This is a genomic window from Burkholderia sp. MSh2 (assembly GCF_000731655.1).
In the GTDB taxonomy this organism is placed as follows: domain Bacteria; phylum Pseudomonadota; class Gammaproteobacteria; order Burkholderiales; family Burkholderiaceae; genus Burkholderia; species Burkholderia paludis.
This window is the reverse complement of record NZ_JPGM01000024.1, coordinates 53,681-70,860: the sequence shown is the minus strand read 5'-3', so window position 1 is coordinate 70,860 and position 17,180 is coordinate 53,681. Positions and strand designations below refer to the sequence as shown.

The following is a 17,180-nucleotide window of genomic DNA, read 5'->3' as shown; positions in this document are numbered from 1 at the left end:
ATGTCGCGCCTGCTCGTCATTTTCCGGCTCGGGGTCAAGGAACTCTGGAGCCTCGCGCGCGACCCGATCCTGCTCGCGCTCATCGTCTACACGTTCAGCGCGTCGATCTACGTCGCCGCCACCGCGCGCCCGGAGACGCTGCACAAGGTGCCGATCGCGCTCGTCGACGAGGACGCCTCGCCGCTGTCCGCGCGGATCGCCGCGGCGTTCTTCCCGCCGCAGTTCGCGCCGCCCCCGCTGGTCGACGCGCGCGCGGCCGATCGCGGCCTCGACAACGGCGACTACACGTTCTCGCTCGACATTCCGCCGGATTTCCAGCGCGACGTGCTCGCCGGCCGCCCTGCGACGATCCAGCTCAACGTCGACGCGACCCGCATGACCCAGGCGTTTACCGGCGCGGGATACGTCCAGCAGATCGTGTCGGGCGAGATCGACGCGTTCGTGCGGCGCTATCGCGGCGCGTCGTTGCCTCCGGTCGATCTGGCGCTGCGGATGCGCTTCAACCCGAATCTCGACGAAGTGTGGTTCGGCGCGCTGATGGAGCTGATCAACAACGTGACGATGCTGTCGATGATCCTCACCGGGGCCGCGCTGATCCGCGAGCGCGAGCACGGCACGATCGAGCATCTGCTGGTGATGCCGGTGACCGCCGCGGAAATCATGCTCGCGAAGGTGTGGTCGATGGGGCTGGTCGTCACGGTGGCGGCCGTCGCGTCGCTGACGCTGGTCGTGAACGGCGCGCTGCACGTTCCGATTCCGGGGTCGATCCCGCTGTTCGTCGCCGGGATGGCGCTGCACCTGTTCGCGACGACGTCGATGGGCATCTTTCTCGCGACGCTCGTGCGCAGCATGCCGCAGTTCGGCATGCTGCTGGTGCTCGTGCTGCTGCCGCTGCAGTTGCTGTCGGGCGGGCTCACGCCGCGCGAAAGCATGCCGCTGGCCGTCCAGGACATCATGCTGGCCGCGCCGACCACGCATTTCGTCGAGCTGGCGCAACGCATCCTGTATCGGGGCGCGGGCCTCGACGCGGTCTGGATGCAGTTCGCGGTGCTGTTCGCGATCGGATGCGCGCTGTTCGCGCTGTCGCTGATGCGGTTCCGGAAGACGATCGGCCAGATGGCGTAATCGTCCGATCGCCCGCGCGGCGCGCGGGTTCGTCCGTCGATGCGGAGTCCGTCGACGCGGATCGAGCGCGCCGGGGATCGGCACGCGACGCACTGGCGCTCGCGCAGGCCGGCTGCGACGCGGGAAGCGAAGGCTACGGGCCGCTTCCGGTCGCCGACAGTCAATACGGCCAGGCCGGCCCTGGCGTGGCTGCCGGCGGTCGCGCGGCGGCTGCGGCTGCGGCTGCGGCTGCGGGAAGCGTCGCGTTCTACGTCGTGTTCGTCGCACCCGGCGGCGGCTGGAGCGACGCCGGCTGAAACGCCTGCGCGGGCGCTCAGCCCGTTCCGGCAGGCGTCACGATGCCGGGCTGCTGCCACGGCGGCAGCTCAGCCCAGCCGAGCGGGCCGTAGACGGTGCCGCCGGCGGCCTCGATCGTCTCGACGAATTCGGTGAGCGTCGCGCCGGCCGGCACGGCCAGCTTCATCGCGTCGACGAATTCCTCGCTGCGCAGCCACGGCACCGCGCCGCCGTTGATCTGCTCGACGCTCCACGCGTGCCCGTGGCGCCCGGCTTCGGGCGTCAGCAGGCGCGGCGCGTCGAACGCCACGCGCAGCAGCTGCGCGCGCGAATCGCTGTAAGGGGGTTGCGCGGCGTCCTGGTAAGGCGCGTCGGCCCAGCGTTCGCCGCATTGCAGGTCGAGCGGCAGACAGGTGAACCACGCCCAGGGCCGGCGGACGAAGCACAGCCGGTAGCCGGTCCGCGCGCCGTCCAGGTTGGCGATCAACGTCATGATGAGTCCGCTCCGAAAGCGTCGTGATCCCGCCGCGCGTTGCGTACGCGGCATGCGCGGACAGCGGGGTCACGACATCGCATTCGCGCATGCAATCACTATCATGCCACCGCCCGGCCCGGACGTTGACCGGCGTCAAGCCGGCGCGGCGACGCGCCACGACGCGAACCGCGCCCTTCCTGCCGCCGAATCCGGCAATTCCTGATTTCCATCAACCGTTCCGGGTTCGTCCGCGCTGTAATCGATTCACTGCTCCCCTTGCCGGCGAGGCGATCCATGAAACTGACCTTTCTCGGCGCGACCGAAACCGTGACCGGCTCGAAGTACCTGATCGAGCACGGCAACCGGCGCGTGCTGGTCGACTGCGGCCTGTTCCAGGGCACGAAGAACCTGCGGCTGCGCAACTGGCGCCCGCTGCCGCTCGCGCCCGGCACGCTCGACGCGGTCGTGCTCACGCACGCGCACATCGACCACACCGGCTATCTTCCGGTGCTGGCGCGCGACGGGTTTCGCGGGCCGGTGTACTGCACGACGGCCACGGCCGAACTCTGCGACATCATGCTGCGCGACAGCGCGCGGCTGCAGGAGGAGGAAGCCGAGTTCGCGAACCGCCACGGCTATTCGAAGCATCATCCGGCGCAACCGCTCTACACGCTGGACGACGCGCAGCGCGCGCTGCACCTGCTGACGCCCGTCGCCTTCGACGAGTGCACCGCGCTGGGCGGCGACCTGGCGTTCCGCCTGCTGCCGGCCGGGCACATCCTCGGCGCGGCGAGCGTCGTGGTGCACTGGGATCACAAGGTGCTCGCGTTCTCGGGCGATCTCGGCCGCTATCGCGACCCGATCATGCAGCCGCCGCTGCCGCCCGCGCATGCGGACTACCTGGTCGTCGAATCGACGTACGGCGACCGGCTGCATCCGGATTCGGACCCCGAAAGCGAACTGGCCGCGCTGTTCGACAAGACCTTCGCGCGCGGCGGTGTCGTCGTGATGCCGTGCTTCACCGTCGGCCGCGCGCAGGAAATCCTGCACTACATCGCACGCCTGAAGGCGTCCGGCCGGATGGCGCGCGTCCCGGTGTTCGTCGACAGCCCGATGGCGACCGACGTGACCGAGATCTATCGCCACCATCTCCTCGAACACCGGCTGACCCTGTCCGAAGCGAACGCGCTCGGCCAGGCGGCGACGATGATCCGGTCGGTCGAGCAGTCGAAGGCGATCGCCGACCATCGCGGCCCGATGGTCATCATCGCCGGCAGCGGGATGGCGACGGGCGGCCGCGTGCTGCACCACCTGAGCCGCTACGCGCCCGACGCACGCAACACGATCGCGCTGGTCGGCTACCAGGCGGCCGGCACGCGCGGCGCGGCACTGGCCGCGCACGAGCCGACGCTGAAGATTCACGGCGAGTACGTGCGCGTGCGCGCGCAGGTCGAATCGATCGCGGCACTCTCCGCGCATGCCGACTACGAGGAGATTCTCCGCTGGCTCGGCACGATGCAGCGCGCGCCCGTGCGGACCTTCGTCACGCACGGCGAACCGGCGGCGGCCGATGCGTTGCGGCGGCGCATCGCGGAGCGGCTGCACTGGCCGTGCGAGGTGCCGGAGTACGCGCAGTGCGTCGATCTCGACGCGATCGACTCCGGCGGCACGCAGGCCCCTGCCGTGCTTTCATCCTGACGACAACGCACACCCGGCGCGGCGGGAACCGGACATCGCACGCGGTTCCCGCCATACGCCATACGCCATACGCCATACGCCATACGCCGTCAGCCGACTTCGATGATGACCTTCAGCGCATGGGTCTGCGCCGCGCGGCTGAACGTGTCGTACGCACGCTCGACGTCGCCGAGCGAGAACCGGTGCGTGATCAGGTGGTTCGGATCGAGACGCCCGGCGCTCACGGTCTTCAGCAGCATCGGCGTGCTGACCGTGTCGACCAGCCGCGTCGTGATCGAGATGTTGCGATCCCACAGCTTCTCGAGGTGCAGGTCGGCCTTGACGCCGTGCACGCCGACGTTCGCGACCACGCCGCCCGGCGCCACGAGCGACGTGCACATCTCGAACGTCGCCGGAATGCCGACCGCCTCGATCGCGCAATCCACGCCGACGCCGTCGGTCAGCTTCATCACTTCCGCCACCGGCTCGCCGCTGCGCCCGTCGAGGCAGTCGGTCGCGCCGAAGCGCCGCGCCACGTCCAGCCGGTTGCTGTCCGGATCGATCATGATGATCCGCGCGGGCGAGTAGAACTGCGCGGTCAGCAACGCCGCCAGCCCGATCGGGCCCGCGCCGACGATCGCGACCGAGCAGCCCGGCTGCACCTTGCCGTTCAGCACGCCGCATTCGAACCCGGTCGGCAGGATGTCGGACAGCATCACGAGCGCGTCCTCGTCCGCGCCCGGCGGAATCCGGTAGAGGCTCGTCTGCGCATGCGGGATGCGGACATACTCGGCCTGCGTGCCGTCGATCTTGTTCCCGAGGATCCAGCCGCCCGTCGTGCAGTGCGAGTACAGGCCGCGGCGGCAATATTCGCAGCGGCCGCACGACGAGATGCAGGAAATCAGCACGTGATCGCCCGGCTTCAGCGCGTCGACCGCCGCGCCGACCTGGTCGACGACCCCGACGCCCTCGTGGCCGAGAATGCGGCCGGGTTCGCAGGTCGGCACATCCCCCTTGAGGATGTGCAGGTCGGTGCCGCAGATCGTCGTGCGCGTCACGCGGACGATCGCGTCGGTGGGCGACTGCAGTTCGGGCCGGGGCCGTTCCTCGAGCGCCTTGTGCCCGGGGCCGTGGTAGACGAGTGCTTTCATCGTGATTGCTCCATCGAAAAGGTGATGCGTTCGTTCATCGGGACCGGCGCATGCCGGCCGGCGTCGCCGCGCATTCGCGGGCGGGCGGCAGTGCCGCGTTGAGCGCCCGCGCGCGGCAACCGGCGGGGCCGGCGCGTGCAGCCGGATGCTCCGGCGGCACGCGCCCGTTTAGGTTTCGAGCACATACGTGCCGGGCGCGGCGGCGAGTCCGGCGGCCGGCGTGCGGGCCGGCACGTCGCCCGACGAGCGGGCGTGCAGCCAGTCGCGCCAGCACGTCCACCACGATCCGTCGACCACCGGCGTGTCGCGCACGAAATCGTGCGGACTGCGATACGGCGCGCCGGCTTCGCGGGTCGCGCAGCGGTAGTGGCGTCCCGCATGACCGGGCTCCGACACGATGCCCGCGTTGTGGCCGCCCGCCGTCAGCACGAAGGTCAATGCGTGATGCGTCAGCAGGTGCAGCTTGTAGACGGAGCGCCACGGCGACACGTGGTCGCGCTCGGTGCCGACCGCGAAGGTCGGCACGTCGAGATCCGACAACGCGACCGGCCGCCCGTCGACGCAGTAGCGGCCGGCGGCGAGATCGTTGTCGAGGAACAGCTGCGTCAGGTATTCGGTATGCATGCGATACGGCATGCGCGTGGTGTCCGCATTCCACGACATCAGGTCGTTCGGCTTGGTGCGCTTGCCGAGCAGGTATTCGCTCATCATCCGCGACCAGATCAGGTCGCGCGCGTTCAGCAGCTCGAACGCGGCCGACATCTGCGCGCCATCCAGGTAGCCCTGCCGCCACATCAGCGCATCGAGCGCGGACAGTTCGCTCGCGTCGATGAACAGGCCCAGCTCGCCGGGTTCGCTGAAATCGGTCTCGGCCGCCAGCAACGTGACGGATCGCAGTGCTTCGTGTTGCCGCCCGTCGCGCGCGAGCGCCGCCGCGCCGATCGCCAGCAGCGTGCCGCCGAGGCAGTAGCCGGTCGCGTGGACGGGCTCGCCGCAGATCGACCGGACGGCGTCGAGCGCGGCCAGGCAGCCGTCGCGCAGATAGTCGTCGAGCCCGAGATCGCGCGCCTCCCCGCCGGGGTTGCGCCACGACACGGCAAACACGGTATGGCCGGACTCGACCAGGAAGCGGATCAGCGAATGATGCGGCTGCAGATCGAGGATGTAGTACTTCATGATCCACGACGGCACGATCAGGATCGGCTCGCGCGCCACGCGGGGCGTCGCCGGGTCGTACTGCAGCAGCTCGCACAGCGCGTTGCGCCACACGACCCGGCCCGGCGTGATCGCCACGTCGCGCCCCGGCAGATACGCCCGGGCGTCGCGCTTACGCGTGCCGCACGCGCGATCGATCAGCGCGTTCGCGTCGTCGAGCCAGTGCCGGGCGCCGGCCGCGAGATTCGCGCCGCCGCTGCGCAGCGTCGCGTCGAGCGCGACCGGATTGGTCGCCAGGAAATTGCCGGGCGAGCAGGCGTCGAGCCATTGACGCGCGGCGAAGCCGACCAGCGCCTCATGGTGCCGCTCGACGCCCGGCACGCCGCGCGTCGCATCGCGCCACCAGCGCTGGATCGACAGGAAGCCGTCGCGATACGCGCGAAACGGCCAGCCGGCCCACTCGGGCGCGGCGAAACGCGGATCGGCGTCGCCGGCATGCACGGCCAGCCCGTCGGCGTCCGCATCGATCGCCGCGCCGGCGTCCGCCGTCGCCGTCGCCGTCGCCGTCGCTGTCGCTGTCGTCACCATCGTCGGCGCTGCTGTCAGCCAGGCCTGCATCGCCAGCTCGAAGCACTTGCCCGGCGCCACGGCCAGATGCGCGCCCCAGTCGAGCACGGCCAGCGCCAGCGACGCGGGCGACAGCCCGAAGGTCAGCGCCGCGACGTTCGCATGCGTCGCGCGGTTCCACTGCTCGGCCGGCGACAGCGCGCCCGCCGGGCCTTCGGCCCGACCCGGCGCCTGCCCGTCCCGATTCGGCGGCGGCCCCGATTCGCGCGGGAGCGGCGTGCGGATGACGGCGGCTTTCATCGCATGTACATGCCGCCGTTGACGTCGAATTCCGCGCCGGTCGCGAACGCGCCCGCATCGGAACACAGGAACGCGACGAGCGCGGCGATTTCGTCCGGTTCGCCGAGACGCCCGGCCGGAATCTGCGGCAGGATCTTCGTGTCGAGCACGTCCTGCGGCACCGATTCGAGCATCGCGGTGGCCAGGTAGCCCGGCGCCACCGTGTTGACGGTGATGCGGTGCCGCGCGAGTTCGAGCGCCAGCGCCTTCGTGAAGCCGTGGATGCCGGCCTTCGCGGCCGCGTAGTTCGCCTGCCCGTACGCGCCCCGCTCACCGTTCACGGAGCCGACGTTCACGATCCGCCCGAAGCCGGCGTCGATCATGCCGGGCACGAACGGCTTCGTCATGTTGAACATGCTGTCGAGATTGGTGCGCAGCACCGCATCCCACATGCCCTTGGTCATCTTCACGAAGGTGGCGTCGCGCGTGATGCCGGCATTGTTGACGAGCACGTCGACGCGGCCGAACTCGGCCAGCACGCGCGCCGCGCAGTGCTGGCACGAATCGTAGTCGGCGACGTCGACCTCGTACGCATGAAACGTGCGGCCCGCCTCGCGTTCGCGCGTGAGCCAGGTTGCGACGTGGTCGTTGCGTTCGGTGTGCGACACCGCCACCTTCATGCCGGCCTCGTGCAGGCGGCGGCTGATCGCGGCGCCGAGGCCGCCCATCCCGCCCGTGACGAACGCGACGCGCTCAGCGGACATGATCGTGCTCCTGCGCGGCTCCGCCGCCGCCGAGACGCCGCACGGCGGCAGCCCCGTCGCGCGCGTCGGCGGCTTCGGCGATGCCGAGCTCGAACGCGGCCATCCAGTCCCGCCACGGCATGCTCGCCTCGTTGACCACGGCCAGCCGCCCGAGATCGGGCAGCCAGTCGGTCTGGCCGCGCGACAGCGCGGCGGCGCCGTAGTCGCGCAGCCATGTGCGCCATGCGCCGGCCCGCTCGAACTGCCCGCGCATGCACAGCTCGACGGCGTCCTGCCAGATCGCGACGCTGGCGATCGCGTAGTCGCGCCACACCTGGCTCGCCGCATCGCCGAAGGCCGTCCACTCCTGCGTGTCCGCGAGCGCCTGCTGCAGCCGGTGCACCGCGTCGCGATCCCGTTCGATGCGCCGCCCGGCCAGGGCATGCCATTCATGCCGCCAGTCGCGCTCCAGCGCGGCCATGCGCAACGCGAGATCGCAGCCTGCGCGGCAGGCGTCGTTCGGCGTCGTCAACGCGTGGGGGCTCATCGTCTTCCCTCCTTCGATCCGGTCCATGGGTTCGCATCCGACTTGCGCCGCCTGCCCGGCATCGGCATCGCGACCGCTTCACTGTGCGGCCGCGGCGCGCGGCGCCCGTTGATCTGAGTCAAGCGCGCGGACAGCCCGCTTCGTAGACTGGATTGCACCGGCGGATCTCCCGTCGATGGAGCGATTCCGATGAGCTACAAGAGCATGGTCGTCCACCTCGATACGAGTACCCGTGCGCATGCGCGCCTCGAGTTCGCACTGCGTCTCGCCCGTCACTTCGGCGCACACCTGACCGGGCTGTTCGCGGTCTACACGCCCGAACCCCATTCGTTCTACGTGATGGCCGGTTCCGCCGATTATTTCCGCGCGCATCGGGAGCAGCGCGACGAACGGCTCGCCGCGCTGGAGCGCCTGTTCCATGCGGAAGCGGCCCGCGCGAAGGTGCCGGCCGCGTGGGTCCGCGCGGACGAGCGCGCCAATCTGGCCGTGCCGCGCGCCGCGCGCCTGGCCGACCTCGTGATCGCCGGCCAGAGCGACCCGAACGATCCCGAGACCTTCATCGACGACCAGTTTCCGGAGAACCTCGTGCTGACCGCGGGGCGCCCGGTGCTGTTCGTCCCGTACACCGGCACCTTCCCGTCGGTCGGCGAACGGGTGATGGTCGCGTGGGACGGCAGCCGCGAAGCCGCCCGCGCCGCGCACGACGCGATCCCCTTTCTCGCGCATGCGAAGCGCACGACGGTCGTCGCCGTGGTCGACGGCGCGTCGGAAGCGGCGGCCACGCGCATTCCGGCCGCCGACGCCGCGTTGATGCTGGCGCGCCACGCGCCCGACGTGAACGTGCTCGACATCGACGCCGGCGCGGGCGCGCCGGTCGGCGACACGCTGCTGTCGCGCGCCTACGAAACGGGGTCGGACCTGCTCGTGATGGGCGCCTACGGCCACTCGCGCTGGCGCGAGCTGGCGATGGGCGGCGCCACGCGCACGGTGCTCGCGTCGATGACGCTGCCGGTGCTGATGTCGCACTGAACGCGCCGCCTGCGCCCGCGCATTGCGCCGCGCGGGGCGGTGCACGTTTCGCGGCGCCGGCGGTCGACGGCGATGTCGCGATGTCGCGATGTCGCGATGTCGCGATGTCGCGATGTCGCGATGTCGCGATGTCGCGATGCCGCGATGCCGCGATGCCGCGATGCCGCGATGCGGCGCGCGTGCCGCGCGGCCGCCGCGGCGCTTGATCCAGGCTTGATCCAGATCAGCGCGATCGACCCGCGCGCGCCGATGATGGGTGCATCGACATCCGTACAGGGGAAACGCCATGTACTCGAACATTCTGGTGGCGCTCGACGGCAGCGACACGTCGTCCCGCGCCCTCGATGCCGCGCTGACGCTCGCGTCCGAGACGGGTGCGCGGCTGACGCCCGTCTACGTCGTCGACTTCCTCGTGCCGGCCTACGACACGTACGGCTACGACCCGTCGATCCTGATCGACGCGTTTCGCGAGGAAGGGCTGCGCGTGACCGACGACGCCGCGCGACGCATGAAGGCGCGCGACGTGGCCGGCACGCCGCAGATTGTCGACGTCGCGCCGGCGGGCGAGGACGTCCCGCACCGGATCGTCGGCCTGGCCGACGAGCTCAAGGCCGACCTGATCGTGATGGGCACGCACGGCCGGCGCGGTTTTCAGCGCCTGTTCCTCGGCAGCGTGGCCGAGCGCGTGCTGCGCCTGTCCCCGCGCCCGGTGCTGATGATTCCGGCGAACTGCCCGGCGGCGCACCCTGCCGAAACGGCCGCCGCCTCGACCGAAAAGGAGCCGTCATGAGCTACAAGACCCTGCTCGTCCACCTCGACGACAGCGAACGCTGCGCGACGCGCGTCGACCTCGCCCTCGAACTCGCGGCGCGCTGGAACGCGCACCTGATCGGTCTCTACGTGGTCTGCCAGGACCTCTTCGAGCCGTTGCGGCGGCCCGACGAGCCGCTGAAGCTGGCCGTCTACGAGCGCCTGTGCGACCAGCGCTGCAAGGACGCGGAAACGCGCTTCCTGACGGCCGCCGAACGCGCGGGGCGCAGCGTCGAGTGGCAGGCGCCGGCGGGCAACGCGACCGACGCCGCGATCCTGCATGCGCGACATGCGGACCTGCTGATCCTGGGCCAGGAAGATCCCGACGACCGGATGACCTATGTGGCGCGCCATTTCATCGAGGACGTCGTGATGGCCAGCGGCCGCCCGGCGATCGTCGTGCCGTATGCCGGCGACGTGCGCACGTTCGGCGAGAACGTGCTGATCGGCTGGGACGGCGGACGCGAAGCCGCGCGCGTGGTGGCCGATGCGCTGCCGCTGCTCGCGCGGGCGCGCTTCGTCAACGTCGAGACGGTCGTGCGCGGGCAGCCCGATCCGGACAGGACGCCGGCGGGCGTCGACGTGGCCGCGTATCTCGAACGGCACGGCGTGCGCGCGTCGTTCTCGGCGACGCCACGCGAGCGGGCGGTCGGCGTGGGCGCGACGCTGCTGAACCGGGCGACCGACCTGCATGCGGACCTGCTCGTGATGGGCCTGTACAGTCACACCCGCGCGCACGAACGCGTGCTGGGCGGCGCGACGCGCACGATCCTCGAGACGATGACGGTGCCGGTCCTGCTGTCTCACTGACACCCGGCGAACGCAACCGGGGCGGCCGCCCACAGCCGCCTCGTGCATCACCGCGCCGCTGCGCCGGCGCCGGTCCCCTCCCGCACGACCGGCGCCGGCCGATCCGCGGTGCGCTGTCCGCCAGCAATTCGGCCACGCTGCCTGACAGCGCGCAGCGCATGCCGCGGCGGCCATGCGCCTCCATCGCGATCAGGTCCACCCCGCACGCGGCGGCGTGCGCGCGCCGGTCGATACAGCCGCTGCCGACGTCCGACGGCGCGCCGCCCCTCCGCATCGGTCCCGATTGGCGAGCGCCGGCAACGGGCGCACCATCTCCTTCCCGTTGGGGCGCCGGATACCGTGCCGATCCCGCCCCGACGACGACGGACATCGTCCGGTCATCGGCGGCGGCCATCATGACGGCCGCCGATCGCCGGACAATGGCGGGCGCCCGTCCGCGAACAGGTTCGACGAAGGCCGCCGCGTGGGCCGCGCCACGCGATCCGGCGAAGGACGCATTGCCATGATCCGGGTACTCATCGCCGACGACCACACCCTCGTCAGGGACGGCCTGCGGCACATCCTGCAGAACGCCAGCGGCTTCGAGGTCGCCGGCGAAGCGTGCGACAGCGCTTCCACGCTCGCGCTCGCGCGCGACGCCGCGGCGAACGTGCTGGTGCTCGACCTGTCGATGCCGGGCCGCAACGGTATCGAACTCATCAGACAGATCAAGGACGAGAAACCGGCCTTGCAGATCCTCGTGCTGACGATGCACGCCGAGCAGCAATACGCGGTGCGCGCGTTCCGCGCCGGCGCGTCCGGCTACATGACCAAGGAAAGCGCCAGCGCCGAGCTGGTCGCGGCGCTGACCAGGATCGCGGCCGGCGGCGTCTACGTCAGCCTGACGATGGCCGAGCAGTTCGCGCAGAGTCTCAACGAGCCGACCGATCTGCTGCCGCACCAGCGCCTGTCCGACCGCGAGTTCGACGTGTTCCGGCGCGTCACCGCCGGCGAGTCGATTTCCGGAATCGCCCAGGCGCTCGGCGTCAGCGTCAAGACCGTCAGCACGTACAAGACGCGGATACTCGAGAAGATGCAGTTGCCGAACGACACGGCGCTCGTGCGCTATGCGATGCGTCACACGCTGTTCGACGACCCCGACGCGGGTTGAGCGCGTCAAACCGCCGCACCCTTGTAGGAATTGCCCTACACGCCTTCCCGATCACTTACCGCATCTTCAAGCTCCGCTGATTTCAATCGCGCGGCCGCCCGTCCATACTCACCATCAAGCAAAACGAACGCGCGCCTCCCGGAGCAGCCCGGCGATGCCGTCCAGTCACGACGGCATCGCCGTTGCGCCGCCCCCATGCGGCGCCGACCAGACGAGGGCGGCGACCTCCCTCCCGCCTGTACGGCGGCCAGCGCAACCGTGCCCATGCCATGCGCGGCCACCACCCAACGGAGCAGATCATGCCGAGCCATGCCGATGTCCCGACGAACGTGCCGTTACGCCCCTTCATTCCGCTGCATCCGGTCCAGCGAACCGACCAGCCGAAGCGCACGTCGTCGCGCTGCTCGTCCTGCACGCTGCGCACCGTCTGCATGCCCCAGGAACTGACGCCCGCCGATTTCGCGCGGGTCGACGCGATGATCTGCACGACGCGCCACGTCAGGCGCGGCGAAACGCTGTTTCGCGCGGGCGACGCCTTCAGCAGCATCTATGCGGTGCGCACCGGATCGTTCAAGACCGTCGTGATGCATCGCGACGGCGACGAGCAGATCACCGGCTTCCAGATCGTCGGCGAATCGCTCGGCCTCGACGGCGTGCACGACGGCCGCCACAACGGCGACGCGATCGCGCTCGAGGACAGCACGGTGTGCATCATTCCGTTCGGCCAGCTCGAGCAGCTGTGCCGCGAGGTGCGGTCGATGCAGCATCACGTGTACCAGATGATGGGCGGCGAGATCGTCCGCGAATCGGCGCTGATGCTGCTGCTCGGCACGATGAGCGCCGAGCAGCGCGTGGCCGCGTTCCTGCTGAACCTGTCCGCCCGCTTCAAGGCGCGCGGCTACTCCGCCGCCGAATTCGTGCTGCGGATGACGCGCGACGAGATCGGCGAGTATCTCGGGATGAAGCTCGAGACGGTCAGCCGCATGCTGTCGAAGTTCCAGCACAACGGCCTCGTCGCCGCGCAAGGCAAGCAGATCCGCATCGTCGATCCGGAAGGCCTCGCACGGATCTGATCCGGCGGCGAGCGGGCGCACGGCTCAGCCGCGCATGCCCAGCACCGCCGCCCCCGACACCCGCCCCGCGCGCAGATCGTCGAGCGCGCGGTTCGCGTCGGCCAGCGCGTAGCGCACGGCCTCGACCCGCAACGGCATCGCATCGGCGATCCGCATGAATCCGGCGGCATCCGCGCGCGTCAGGTTGGCCACCGACGCGATGCGGCGTTCGCCCCACAGCCACGCATACGGGAAGCCGGGGATGTCGCTCATGTGGATGCCGCCGCATACGACGATCCCGCCCTTGTCGAGCGCGCGCAGCGCGGCCGGCACGAGCGCGCCCACCGGCGCGAAGATCAGCGCGGCGTCGAGCGGCTCCGGCGGCGCCTCGTCGCTGCCGCCGGCCCAGGCCGCGCCCAGCGACCGCGCGAGCTGCTGCGCGACGGTATCGCCGGGCTTCGTCAGCGCGAACACCTTGCGCCCCTCGCGATGCGCGACCTGCGCGACGAGATGAGCCGCCGCGCCGAAGCCGTAGATGCCGACGCGGCGCGCATCGCCGGCCATGCGCAGGGTCCGGTAGCCGATCAGGCCGGCGCACAGCAGCGGCGCGGCCTCGAGGTCGCCGTAGCGCCGCGGCAGGTGCACGCAATACCGGTGGTCGGCGACGGTGCATTCGGCATAGCCGCCGTCGATCGTATAACCGGTGAATCCCGGGCGGTCGCAGAGATTTTCGCGGCCGGACGCGCAATACGCGCACTCGCCGCACGTCGAGCCGAGCCACGGCACGCCCACCCGGTCGCCGACGGAAAAACCCGTCACGCCCGCGCCGAGCGCGCGCACGGTGCCGACGATTTCGTGCCCCGGGATCAGCGGCAGCTTCGGATGCGCAAGCTCGCCGTCGACGACGTGGAGATCGGTCCGGCAGACGCCGCATGCGTGCACGTCGATCAGCAACTGTCCCGCCGCCGGCAACGGGTCCGGCACATGCGCCTCGCGCAAATGCGGCGTCGTGCCGTCAAACGTCATCGCAAGCATGCCCGCCTCCCCGCGCGATCGCGCGCTTCGCATTCAAGGCTAGTCGCCCGCAGCAGCGCATGCACGGCCCGATGACGCGCGCTTGACGTGGGTCAACGGCCGCCGGCCGGTTGCTGACACGATGAAATGGCGCAATGCCGCCGCCGCGGCGACCTGGAGATGCCCGCATGATATCCGTTCCCCCTCTTGCCGCAAGCACCCGCCCCGACGCCCACCTGAGGTCGCTGCTGGCCTGCGCGATACTGGCCCCGTCCAGCCACAATTCGCAGCCGTGGCGATTCATCGTCGACGGGCCGACGATCGCGGTCTGCGCGGACCGCGCGCGCGCGTTGCCGGTGGTCGATCCGTTCGACCGCGAGCTGATCATCAGCTGCGGCGCGGCGCTGCTCAACCTGCGCGTCGCACTCGCGCACGCCGGGCTCGCGCACACGATCAACACCTATCCTTCCGACGTCGATCCCGATCTCCTCGCGCTGGTGCGGGTATGCGACGACGGCTATGCCGACCCGGCCCTCGGTGCGCTGTTCGAGGCCATTACGGAGCGCGTCACGACCCGCGCGCCGTTCGAATCGACCGCCGTGCCGGACGAGATCCAGCGCGAACTGATCGCGGCCGGCGTCGCGGAAGGCGCCGAAGTCGCGTGCATCGACTCGGTCGCGCATCGCGCGCGGGTCGCCGAGCTGGTTGCGCAAGCCGATCAGCAGCAATTCGCGGACCCGCGCTTCCGGCGCGAGCTGGCGAGCTGGATCGATCCGCGCCGGCACGTCGACGGCATGCCGGCGTTCGCGGCCGGCGTGCCGGCGTTGCTGGACTTCGCGGCCCCCGTCGTGACGATGGCGGTACGGACATTCGATCTCGGCAACGGGCTGGCCGCGCTGCATCACCAGCTCGTCGGCGCCTCCCCGCTGATCGTCTGCATCTCGACCGCGCGCGACGATCGCGACGCATGGCTCGCCGCCGGGCAGGCGCTGGAGCGCATCCTGCTCGTCGCGGCGCGCGCGGGCCATACGGCGTCGTACCTGAACCAGCCGATCGAGACGGCCGAACTGCGCGCCCACCTGCGCCGCACGCTCGGGCTGCACGGCGAGCCGCAATTGCTGCTGCGGGTCGGACGCGGCCCGCATACGCCGCATTCGCCGCGCCGCCCGCTCGACGAGGTCGTCTCCTGATTGCACCCGGCGACCCGATGCCCCACCCGATCCGGACAAGGAAACACATGAAACGCCTGCGTTGCCTCGCCTTCTGCCTGATCGCCGCGACGGCCGGCCCGGCCGCCGCGCAGACCGCCGCGCCCGAGCCGACCGACCTCGTCAACGCGCAGCACTGCATGTTCTGCCATACGTCCGACCAGGCATTCCTCGGGCCGTCGTTCCACGAGATCGCACAGCGGTATCGCGGCGATCCGGCGGCCGCCGCGGAACTGGAACGCAAGCTGCGCGTGGGCGGCCGCGCGCACTGGGGCGACACGCCCATGCCGTCGGCCGAGGATCGCGGCGGCCCGCTGTCCGCCGACGATGCGCACCAACTCGTGCAATGGGTGTTGAGCCAGTAGCCGGCTCGCGGCCCCGCGGCTCCACGGCTCTCATGTCGACCGTCGTCAAACGCGCCCCCGCCGCGACGCCTGCGAACGCACGCGGCAAGCGCACGCGTTCGCGGCCCGATGCGATCGTCGGCGACGACGTCGCCCGACGCCGCTCACGCCGGACGCTCGCCGGCAGCGCAAACCGCACGCACGACGACGACGATGCCATGCTGCTGCAGCGCGCGGGCATGCGCGGCATCCGGCTGCAACTCGACTACTGGAAAGCCGAGGAGCGCCTGCAGAGCGAGCGCATCGGCCATGCCGTCGTGATCTACGGCAGTACGCGCATCGTCGCCCCCACGGTCGCGCACGCGCGGCTGGACGAAGCGAACCGGCTGCTCGCGGCGCACCCGCACGACGCCGGCCGGCGGCGCGCCGTCGCAGAGGCGAGCCGGCTCGTCGAACTCAGCGCGTATTACCGCGTCGCACGCGCATTCGGCCGCATCGTCGCCCACGCCGACCGGTGCACGCGCGCCGCGCGGCTCGCCATCGTCACCGGCGGCGGCCCCGGCATCATGGAGGCCGCCAACCGCGGCGCCTACGAGCGCGGTGCGCCGAGCATCGGCTTCAACATCGAGTTGCCGCGCGAACAGGCGCCGAATCCGTATCTCACGCCCGGCCTGCGCTTCCGGTTTCACTATTTCGCGATCCGCAAGCTGCACCTGCTCGAGCGTGCGAAGGCGGCTGTATTCTTCCCCGGCGGCTACGGCACGTTCGACGAGCTGTTCGAAGTCCTGACGCTGCTGCAGACGCGCAAGATCGCGCCGCTGCCGGTCATCCTCGTCGGCGAGGCGTACTGGCGCCGCGCGATCGACCTGGCTTTCCTCGCGGACGAAGGGATGATCGACCGTCGCGACCTCGACCTGTTCACGTACTGCGAATCCGCGCCCGACATCTGGCGCGCGATCGGCTGCTGGTATGCGCAGCGGCGGCGGCGCGCGACGCGACCGGTGCGACGCCGCGCCGCGCCGGCGACGCGTGCCGTGTAGGAATCCGCCGACGCCCAGCGCACGATTCCTACCGCAGCTTCGGGGCTTGCCGATTGAATCGCGCCGGCGCGGCCACGATACTGGAGACACGGATCACGGCTGCGCGGTATCCGGATTCAGGACCCACAGGAGAGTCGCCATGTCCCACGCTACCCATCTTTCCGATTCGCTCGATCAGGCCAACCAGCCCGACGCCCCCGCGCTCGACACGCTGGCGCTCGTCGCCCTCGCGCGCGATGCCGGCATGCTCGTGATCCTCGACGGACAGATCGGCCGCGAGCGGTACGAAAGCGTGACGGGATCGATCGCCACGCTGGCCCGCTTCGCGCAGGCGCTGCAGCAGTCGGCGCTCAAGGCCGCGTGAAGGCGTGAACGGTCGCGCCGCCGTGAGTGACGAGCGGCACCGTGCCGCCGCCGCGACGCGACAACGACCGCGCCCCGGCATCAGGCCATGAACGTGTTCGATTGCCTCATCCCGATCCGGGTCGTCCCGGCGCGCGGCCCGTCGAGCGCGGCTGCGCGCCCGGTATCGGGCGTACGGCCTGGCGCAAACGCGCGCTCGCCCGTACCGTCCGGCGATACGCGCGTCATGCGGCTCCTGCCACGGTAGCCGCCCGTTTCGATGGCGGCCTTCCCGATCGCCATCGCCCCATCCGTCCGCATCGCGTACCTCGCCTGATCGCCGCGTCGTTTGACGCCTGCGTAGACGCCCGCGTTTCCACGCGGAC

18 protein-coding genes are annotated in these 17,180 nt (G+C 70.7%); 11 read left to right on the top strand and 7 right to left on the bottom strand.

What is annotated here, in order from left to right; genetic code table 11:
* Positions 1-1,125 carry an ABC transporter permease gene (locus GQ57_RS16250; RefSeq protein ID WP_031402416.1) on the top strand — a complete coding sequence of 375 codons (1,125 nt, stop codon included), beginning with the start codon at positions 1-3 and terminating at the stop codon, positions 1,123-1,125.
* 313 nt (positions 1,126-1,438) lie between these two features.
* Here the strand turns inward: GQ57_RS16250 and GQ57_RS16245 are convergent, their stop codons facing one another.
* Positions 1,439-1,894, bottom strand: coding sequence for a hypothetical protein (locus GQ57_RS16245; protein WP_031402417.1), 456 nt, complete (start codon positions 1,892-1,894; stop codon positions 1,439-1,441).
* 276 nt (positions 1,895-2,170) lie between these two features.
* On the opposite strand from GQ57_RS16245, the gene GQ57_RS16240 reads away from it, so the two are divergent.
* A complete protein-coding gene (locus GQ57_RS16240) occupies positions 2,171-3,574 on the top strand; it encodes an MBL fold metallo-hydrolase RNA specificity domain-containing protein (RefSeq protein WP_034198402.1) in 1,404 nt (467 codons plus the stop codon).
* An 89-nt stretch (positions 3,575-3,663) separates the two neighbouring features.
* On the opposite strand, the gene GQ57_RS16235 is transcribed toward GQ57_RS16240, so the two are convergent.
* The 4 genes from GQ57_RS16235 to GQ57_RS16220 all read right to left on the bottom strand — a co-directional run bounded on the left by GQ57_RS16235 (position 3,664) and on the right by GQ57_RS16220 (position 7,995).
* Positions 3,664-4,704, bottom strand: coding sequence for a zinc-dependent alcohol dehydrogenase family protein (locus GQ57_RS16235; RefSeq protein ID WP_034198401.1), 1,041 nt, complete (start codon positions 4,702-4,704; stop codon positions 3,664-3,666).
* Positions 4,705-4,872: 168 nt separating this feature from the next.
* The gene (locus GQ57_RS16230) at positions 4,873-6,726 is read right to left on the bottom strand and encodes a PHA/PHB synthase family protein (RefSeq protein ID WP_034198400.1); all 1,854 of its coding nucleotides are present in this window, start codon (positions 6,724-6,726) and stop codon (positions 4,873-4,875) included.
* Positions 6,723-7,469 carry a beta-ketoacyl-ACP reductase gene (locus GQ57_RS16225; RefSeq protein ID WP_034198399.1) on the bottom strand — a complete coding sequence of 249 codons (747 nt, stop codon included), beginning with the start codon at positions 7,467-7,469 and terminating at the stop codon, positions 6,723-6,725. Before GQ57_RS16225 ends, GQ57_RS16230 begins: the two co-directional genes overlap by 4 nt.
* The gene (locus GQ57_RS16220; RefSeq protein ID WP_031402422.1) at positions 7,459-7,995 is read right to left on the bottom strand and encodes a hypothetical protein; all 537 of its coding nucleotides are present in this window, start codon (positions 7,993-7,995) and stop codon (positions 7,459-7,461) included. Before GQ57_RS16220 ends, GQ57_RS16225 begins: the two co-directional genes overlap by 11 nt.
* Before the next feature lie 189 nt (positions 7,996-8,184).
* Here GQ57_RS16220 and GQ57_RS16215 point away from each other — a divergent pair, with 189 nt between their 5' ends.
* The 5 genes from GQ57_RS16215 (at position 8,185) to fnr (ending at position 12,867) form a co-directional block, all read left to right on the top strand.
* Positions 8,185-9,024: a universal stress protein gene (locus GQ57_RS16215; RefSeq protein ID WP_031402423.1), complete on the top strand. Its 840-nt coding sequence runs from the start codon at positions 8,185-8,187 to the stop codon at positions 9,022-9,024.
* 286 nt (positions 9,025-9,310) lie between these two features.
* Entirely contained in the window at positions 9,311-9,814 is a 504-nt protein-coding gene (locus GQ57_RS16210) for a universal stress protein (RefSeq protein ID WP_034198398.1), read from the top strand.
* The gene (locus tag GQ57_RS16205; RefSeq protein ID WP_034198397.1) at positions 9,811-10,644 is read left to right on the top strand and encodes a universal stress protein; all 834 of its coding nucleotides are present in this window, start codon (positions 9,811-9,813) and stop codon (positions 10,642-10,644) included. Before GQ57_RS16210 ends, GQ57_RS16205 begins: the two co-directional genes overlap by 4 nt.
* A 502-nt stretch (positions 10,645-11,146) precedes the next feature.
* Positions 11,147-11,794 carry a response regulator gene (locus tag GQ57_RS16200; RefSeq protein WP_034198396.1) on the top strand — a complete coding sequence of 216 codons (648 nt, stop codon included), beginning with the start codon at positions 11,147-11,149 and terminating at the stop codon, positions 11,792-11,794.
* A 299-nt stretch (positions 11,795-12,093) separates the two neighbouring features.
* Complete coding sequence (fnr, locus tag GQ57_RS16195) at positions 12,094-12,867, top strand: fumarate/nitrate reduction transcriptional regulator Fnr (protein ID WP_031402427.1); 774 nt, start codon at positions 12,094-12,096, stop codon at positions 12,865-12,867.
* A gap of 24 nt (positions 12,868-12,891) precedes the next feature.
* On the opposite strand, the gene GQ57_RS16190 is transcribed toward fnr, so the two are convergent.
* Positions 12,892-13,881: a zinc-dependent alcohol dehydrogenase family protein gene (locus GQ57_RS16190; protein WP_034198395.1), complete on the bottom strand. Its 990-nt coding sequence runs from the start codon at positions 13,879-13,881 to the stop codon at positions 12,892-12,894.
* Between the two features lie 167 nt (positions 13,882-14,048).
* Between GQ57_RS16190 and GQ57_RS16185 the strand changes: the two genes are divergently transcribed.
* From GQ57_RS16185 to GQ57_RS16170, 4 genes are all read left to right on the top strand, one after another.
* Entirely contained in the window at positions 14,049-15,050 is a 1,002-nt protein-coding gene (locus tag GQ57_RS16185; RefSeq protein ID WP_034198394.1) for an Acg family FMN-binding oxidoreductase, read from the top strand.
* 47 nt (positions 15,051-15,097) lie between these two features.
* The gene (locus GQ57_RS16180; RefSeq protein ID WP_034198393.1) at positions 15,098-15,433 is read left to right on the top strand and encodes a c-type cytochrome; all 336 of its coding nucleotides are present in this window, start codon (positions 15,098-15,100) and stop codon (positions 15,431-15,433) included.
* A gap of 32 nt (positions 15,434-15,465) precedes the next feature.
* Positions 15,466-16,452 carry an LOG family protein gene (locus tag GQ57_RS16175; protein ID WP_034198392.1) on the top strand — a complete coding sequence of 329 codons (987 nt, stop codon included), beginning with the start codon at positions 15,466-15,468 and terminating at the stop codon, positions 16,450-16,452.
* Positions 16,453-16,591: 139 nt separating this feature from the next.
* Entirely contained in the window at positions 16,592-16,816 is a 225-nt protein-coding gene (locus GQ57_RS16170) for a hypothetical protein (RefSeq protein ID WP_034198391.1), read from the top strand.
* Positions 16,817-16,896: 80 nt separating this feature from the next.
* On the opposite strand, the gene GQ57_RS43070 is transcribed toward GQ57_RS16170, so the two are convergent.
* Entirely contained in the window at positions 16,897-17,043 is a 147-nt protein-coding gene (locus GQ57_RS43070; protein WP_160257527.1) for a hypothetical protein, read from the bottom strand.
* Positions 17,044-17,180: the final 137 nt, after the last annotated feature.

Bases quoted from the DNA above. Each gene is read 5' to 3' on its own strand.
- GQ57_RS16250 (WP_031402416.1), top strand. From the start codon at position 1: ATGTCGCGCCTGCTCGTCATTTTCCGGCTCGGGGTCAAGGAACTCTGG.
- GQ57_RS16245 (WP_031402417.1), bottom strand. From the start codon at position 1,894: ATGACGTTGATCGCCAACCTGGACGGCGCGCGGACCGGCTACCGGCTG.
- GQ57_RS16240 (WP_034198402.1), top strand. From the start codon at position 2,171: ATGAAACTGACCTTTCTCGGCGCGACCGAAACCGTGACCGGCTCGAAG.
- GQ57_RS16235 (WP_034198401.1), bottom strand. From the start codon at position 4,704: ATGAAAGCACTCGTCTACCACGGCCCCGGGCACAAGGCGCTCGAGGAA.
- GQ57_RS16230 (WP_034198400.1), bottom strand. From the start codon at position 6,726: ATGAAAGCCGCCGTCATCCGCACGCCGCTCCCGCGCGAATCGGGGCCG.
- GQ57_RS16225 (WP_034198399.1), bottom strand. From the start codon at position 7,469: ATGTCCGCTGAGCGCGTCGCGTTCGTCACGGGCGGGATGGGCGGCCTC.
- GQ57_RS16220 (WP_031402422.1), bottom strand. From the start codon at position 7,995: ATGAGCCCCCACGCGTTGACGACGCCGAACGACGCCTGCCGCGCAGGC.
- GQ57_RS16215 (WP_031402423.1), top strand. From the start codon at position 8,185: ATGAGCTACAAGAGCATGGTCGTCCACCTCGATACGAGTACCCGTGCG.
- GQ57_RS16210 (WP_034198398.1), top strand. From the start codon at position 9,311: ATGTACTCGAACATTCTGGTGGCGCTCGACGGCAGCGACACGTCGTCC.
- GQ57_RS16205 (WP_034198397.1), top strand. From the start codon at position 9,811: ATGAGCTACAAGACCCTGCTCGTCCACCTCGACGACAGCGAACGCTGC.
- GQ57_RS16200 (WP_034198396.1), top strand. From the start codon at position 11,147: ATGATCCGGGTACTCATCGCCGACGACCACACCCTCGTCAGGGACGGC.
- fnr (WP_031402427.1), top strand. From the start codon at position 12,094: ATGCCGAGCCATGCCGATGTCCCGACGAACGTGCCGTTACGCCCCTTC.
- GQ57_RS16190 (WP_034198395.1), bottom strand. From the start codon at position 13,881: ATGCTTGCGATGACGTTTGACGGCACGACGCCGCATTTGCGCGAGGCG.
- GQ57_RS16185 (WP_034198394.1), top strand. From the start codon at position 14,049: ATGATATCCGTTCCCCCTCTTGCCGCAAGCACCCGCCCCGACGCCCAC.
- GQ57_RS16180 (WP_034198393.1), top strand. From the start codon at position 15,098: ATGAAACGCCTGCGTTGCCTCGCCTTCTGCCTGATCGCCGCGACGGCC.
- GQ57_RS16175 (WP_034198392.1), top strand. From the start codon at position 15,466: ATGTCGACCGTCGTCAAACGCGCCCCCGCCGCGACGCCTGCGAACGCA.
- GQ57_RS16170 (WP_034198391.1), top strand. From the start codon at position 16,592: ATGTCCCACGCTACCCATCTTTCCGATTCGCTCGATCAGGCCAACCAG.
- GQ57_RS43070 (WP_160257527.1), bottom strand. From the start codon at position 17,043: ATGACGCGCGTATCGCCGGACGGTACGGGCGAGCGCGCGTTTGCGCCA.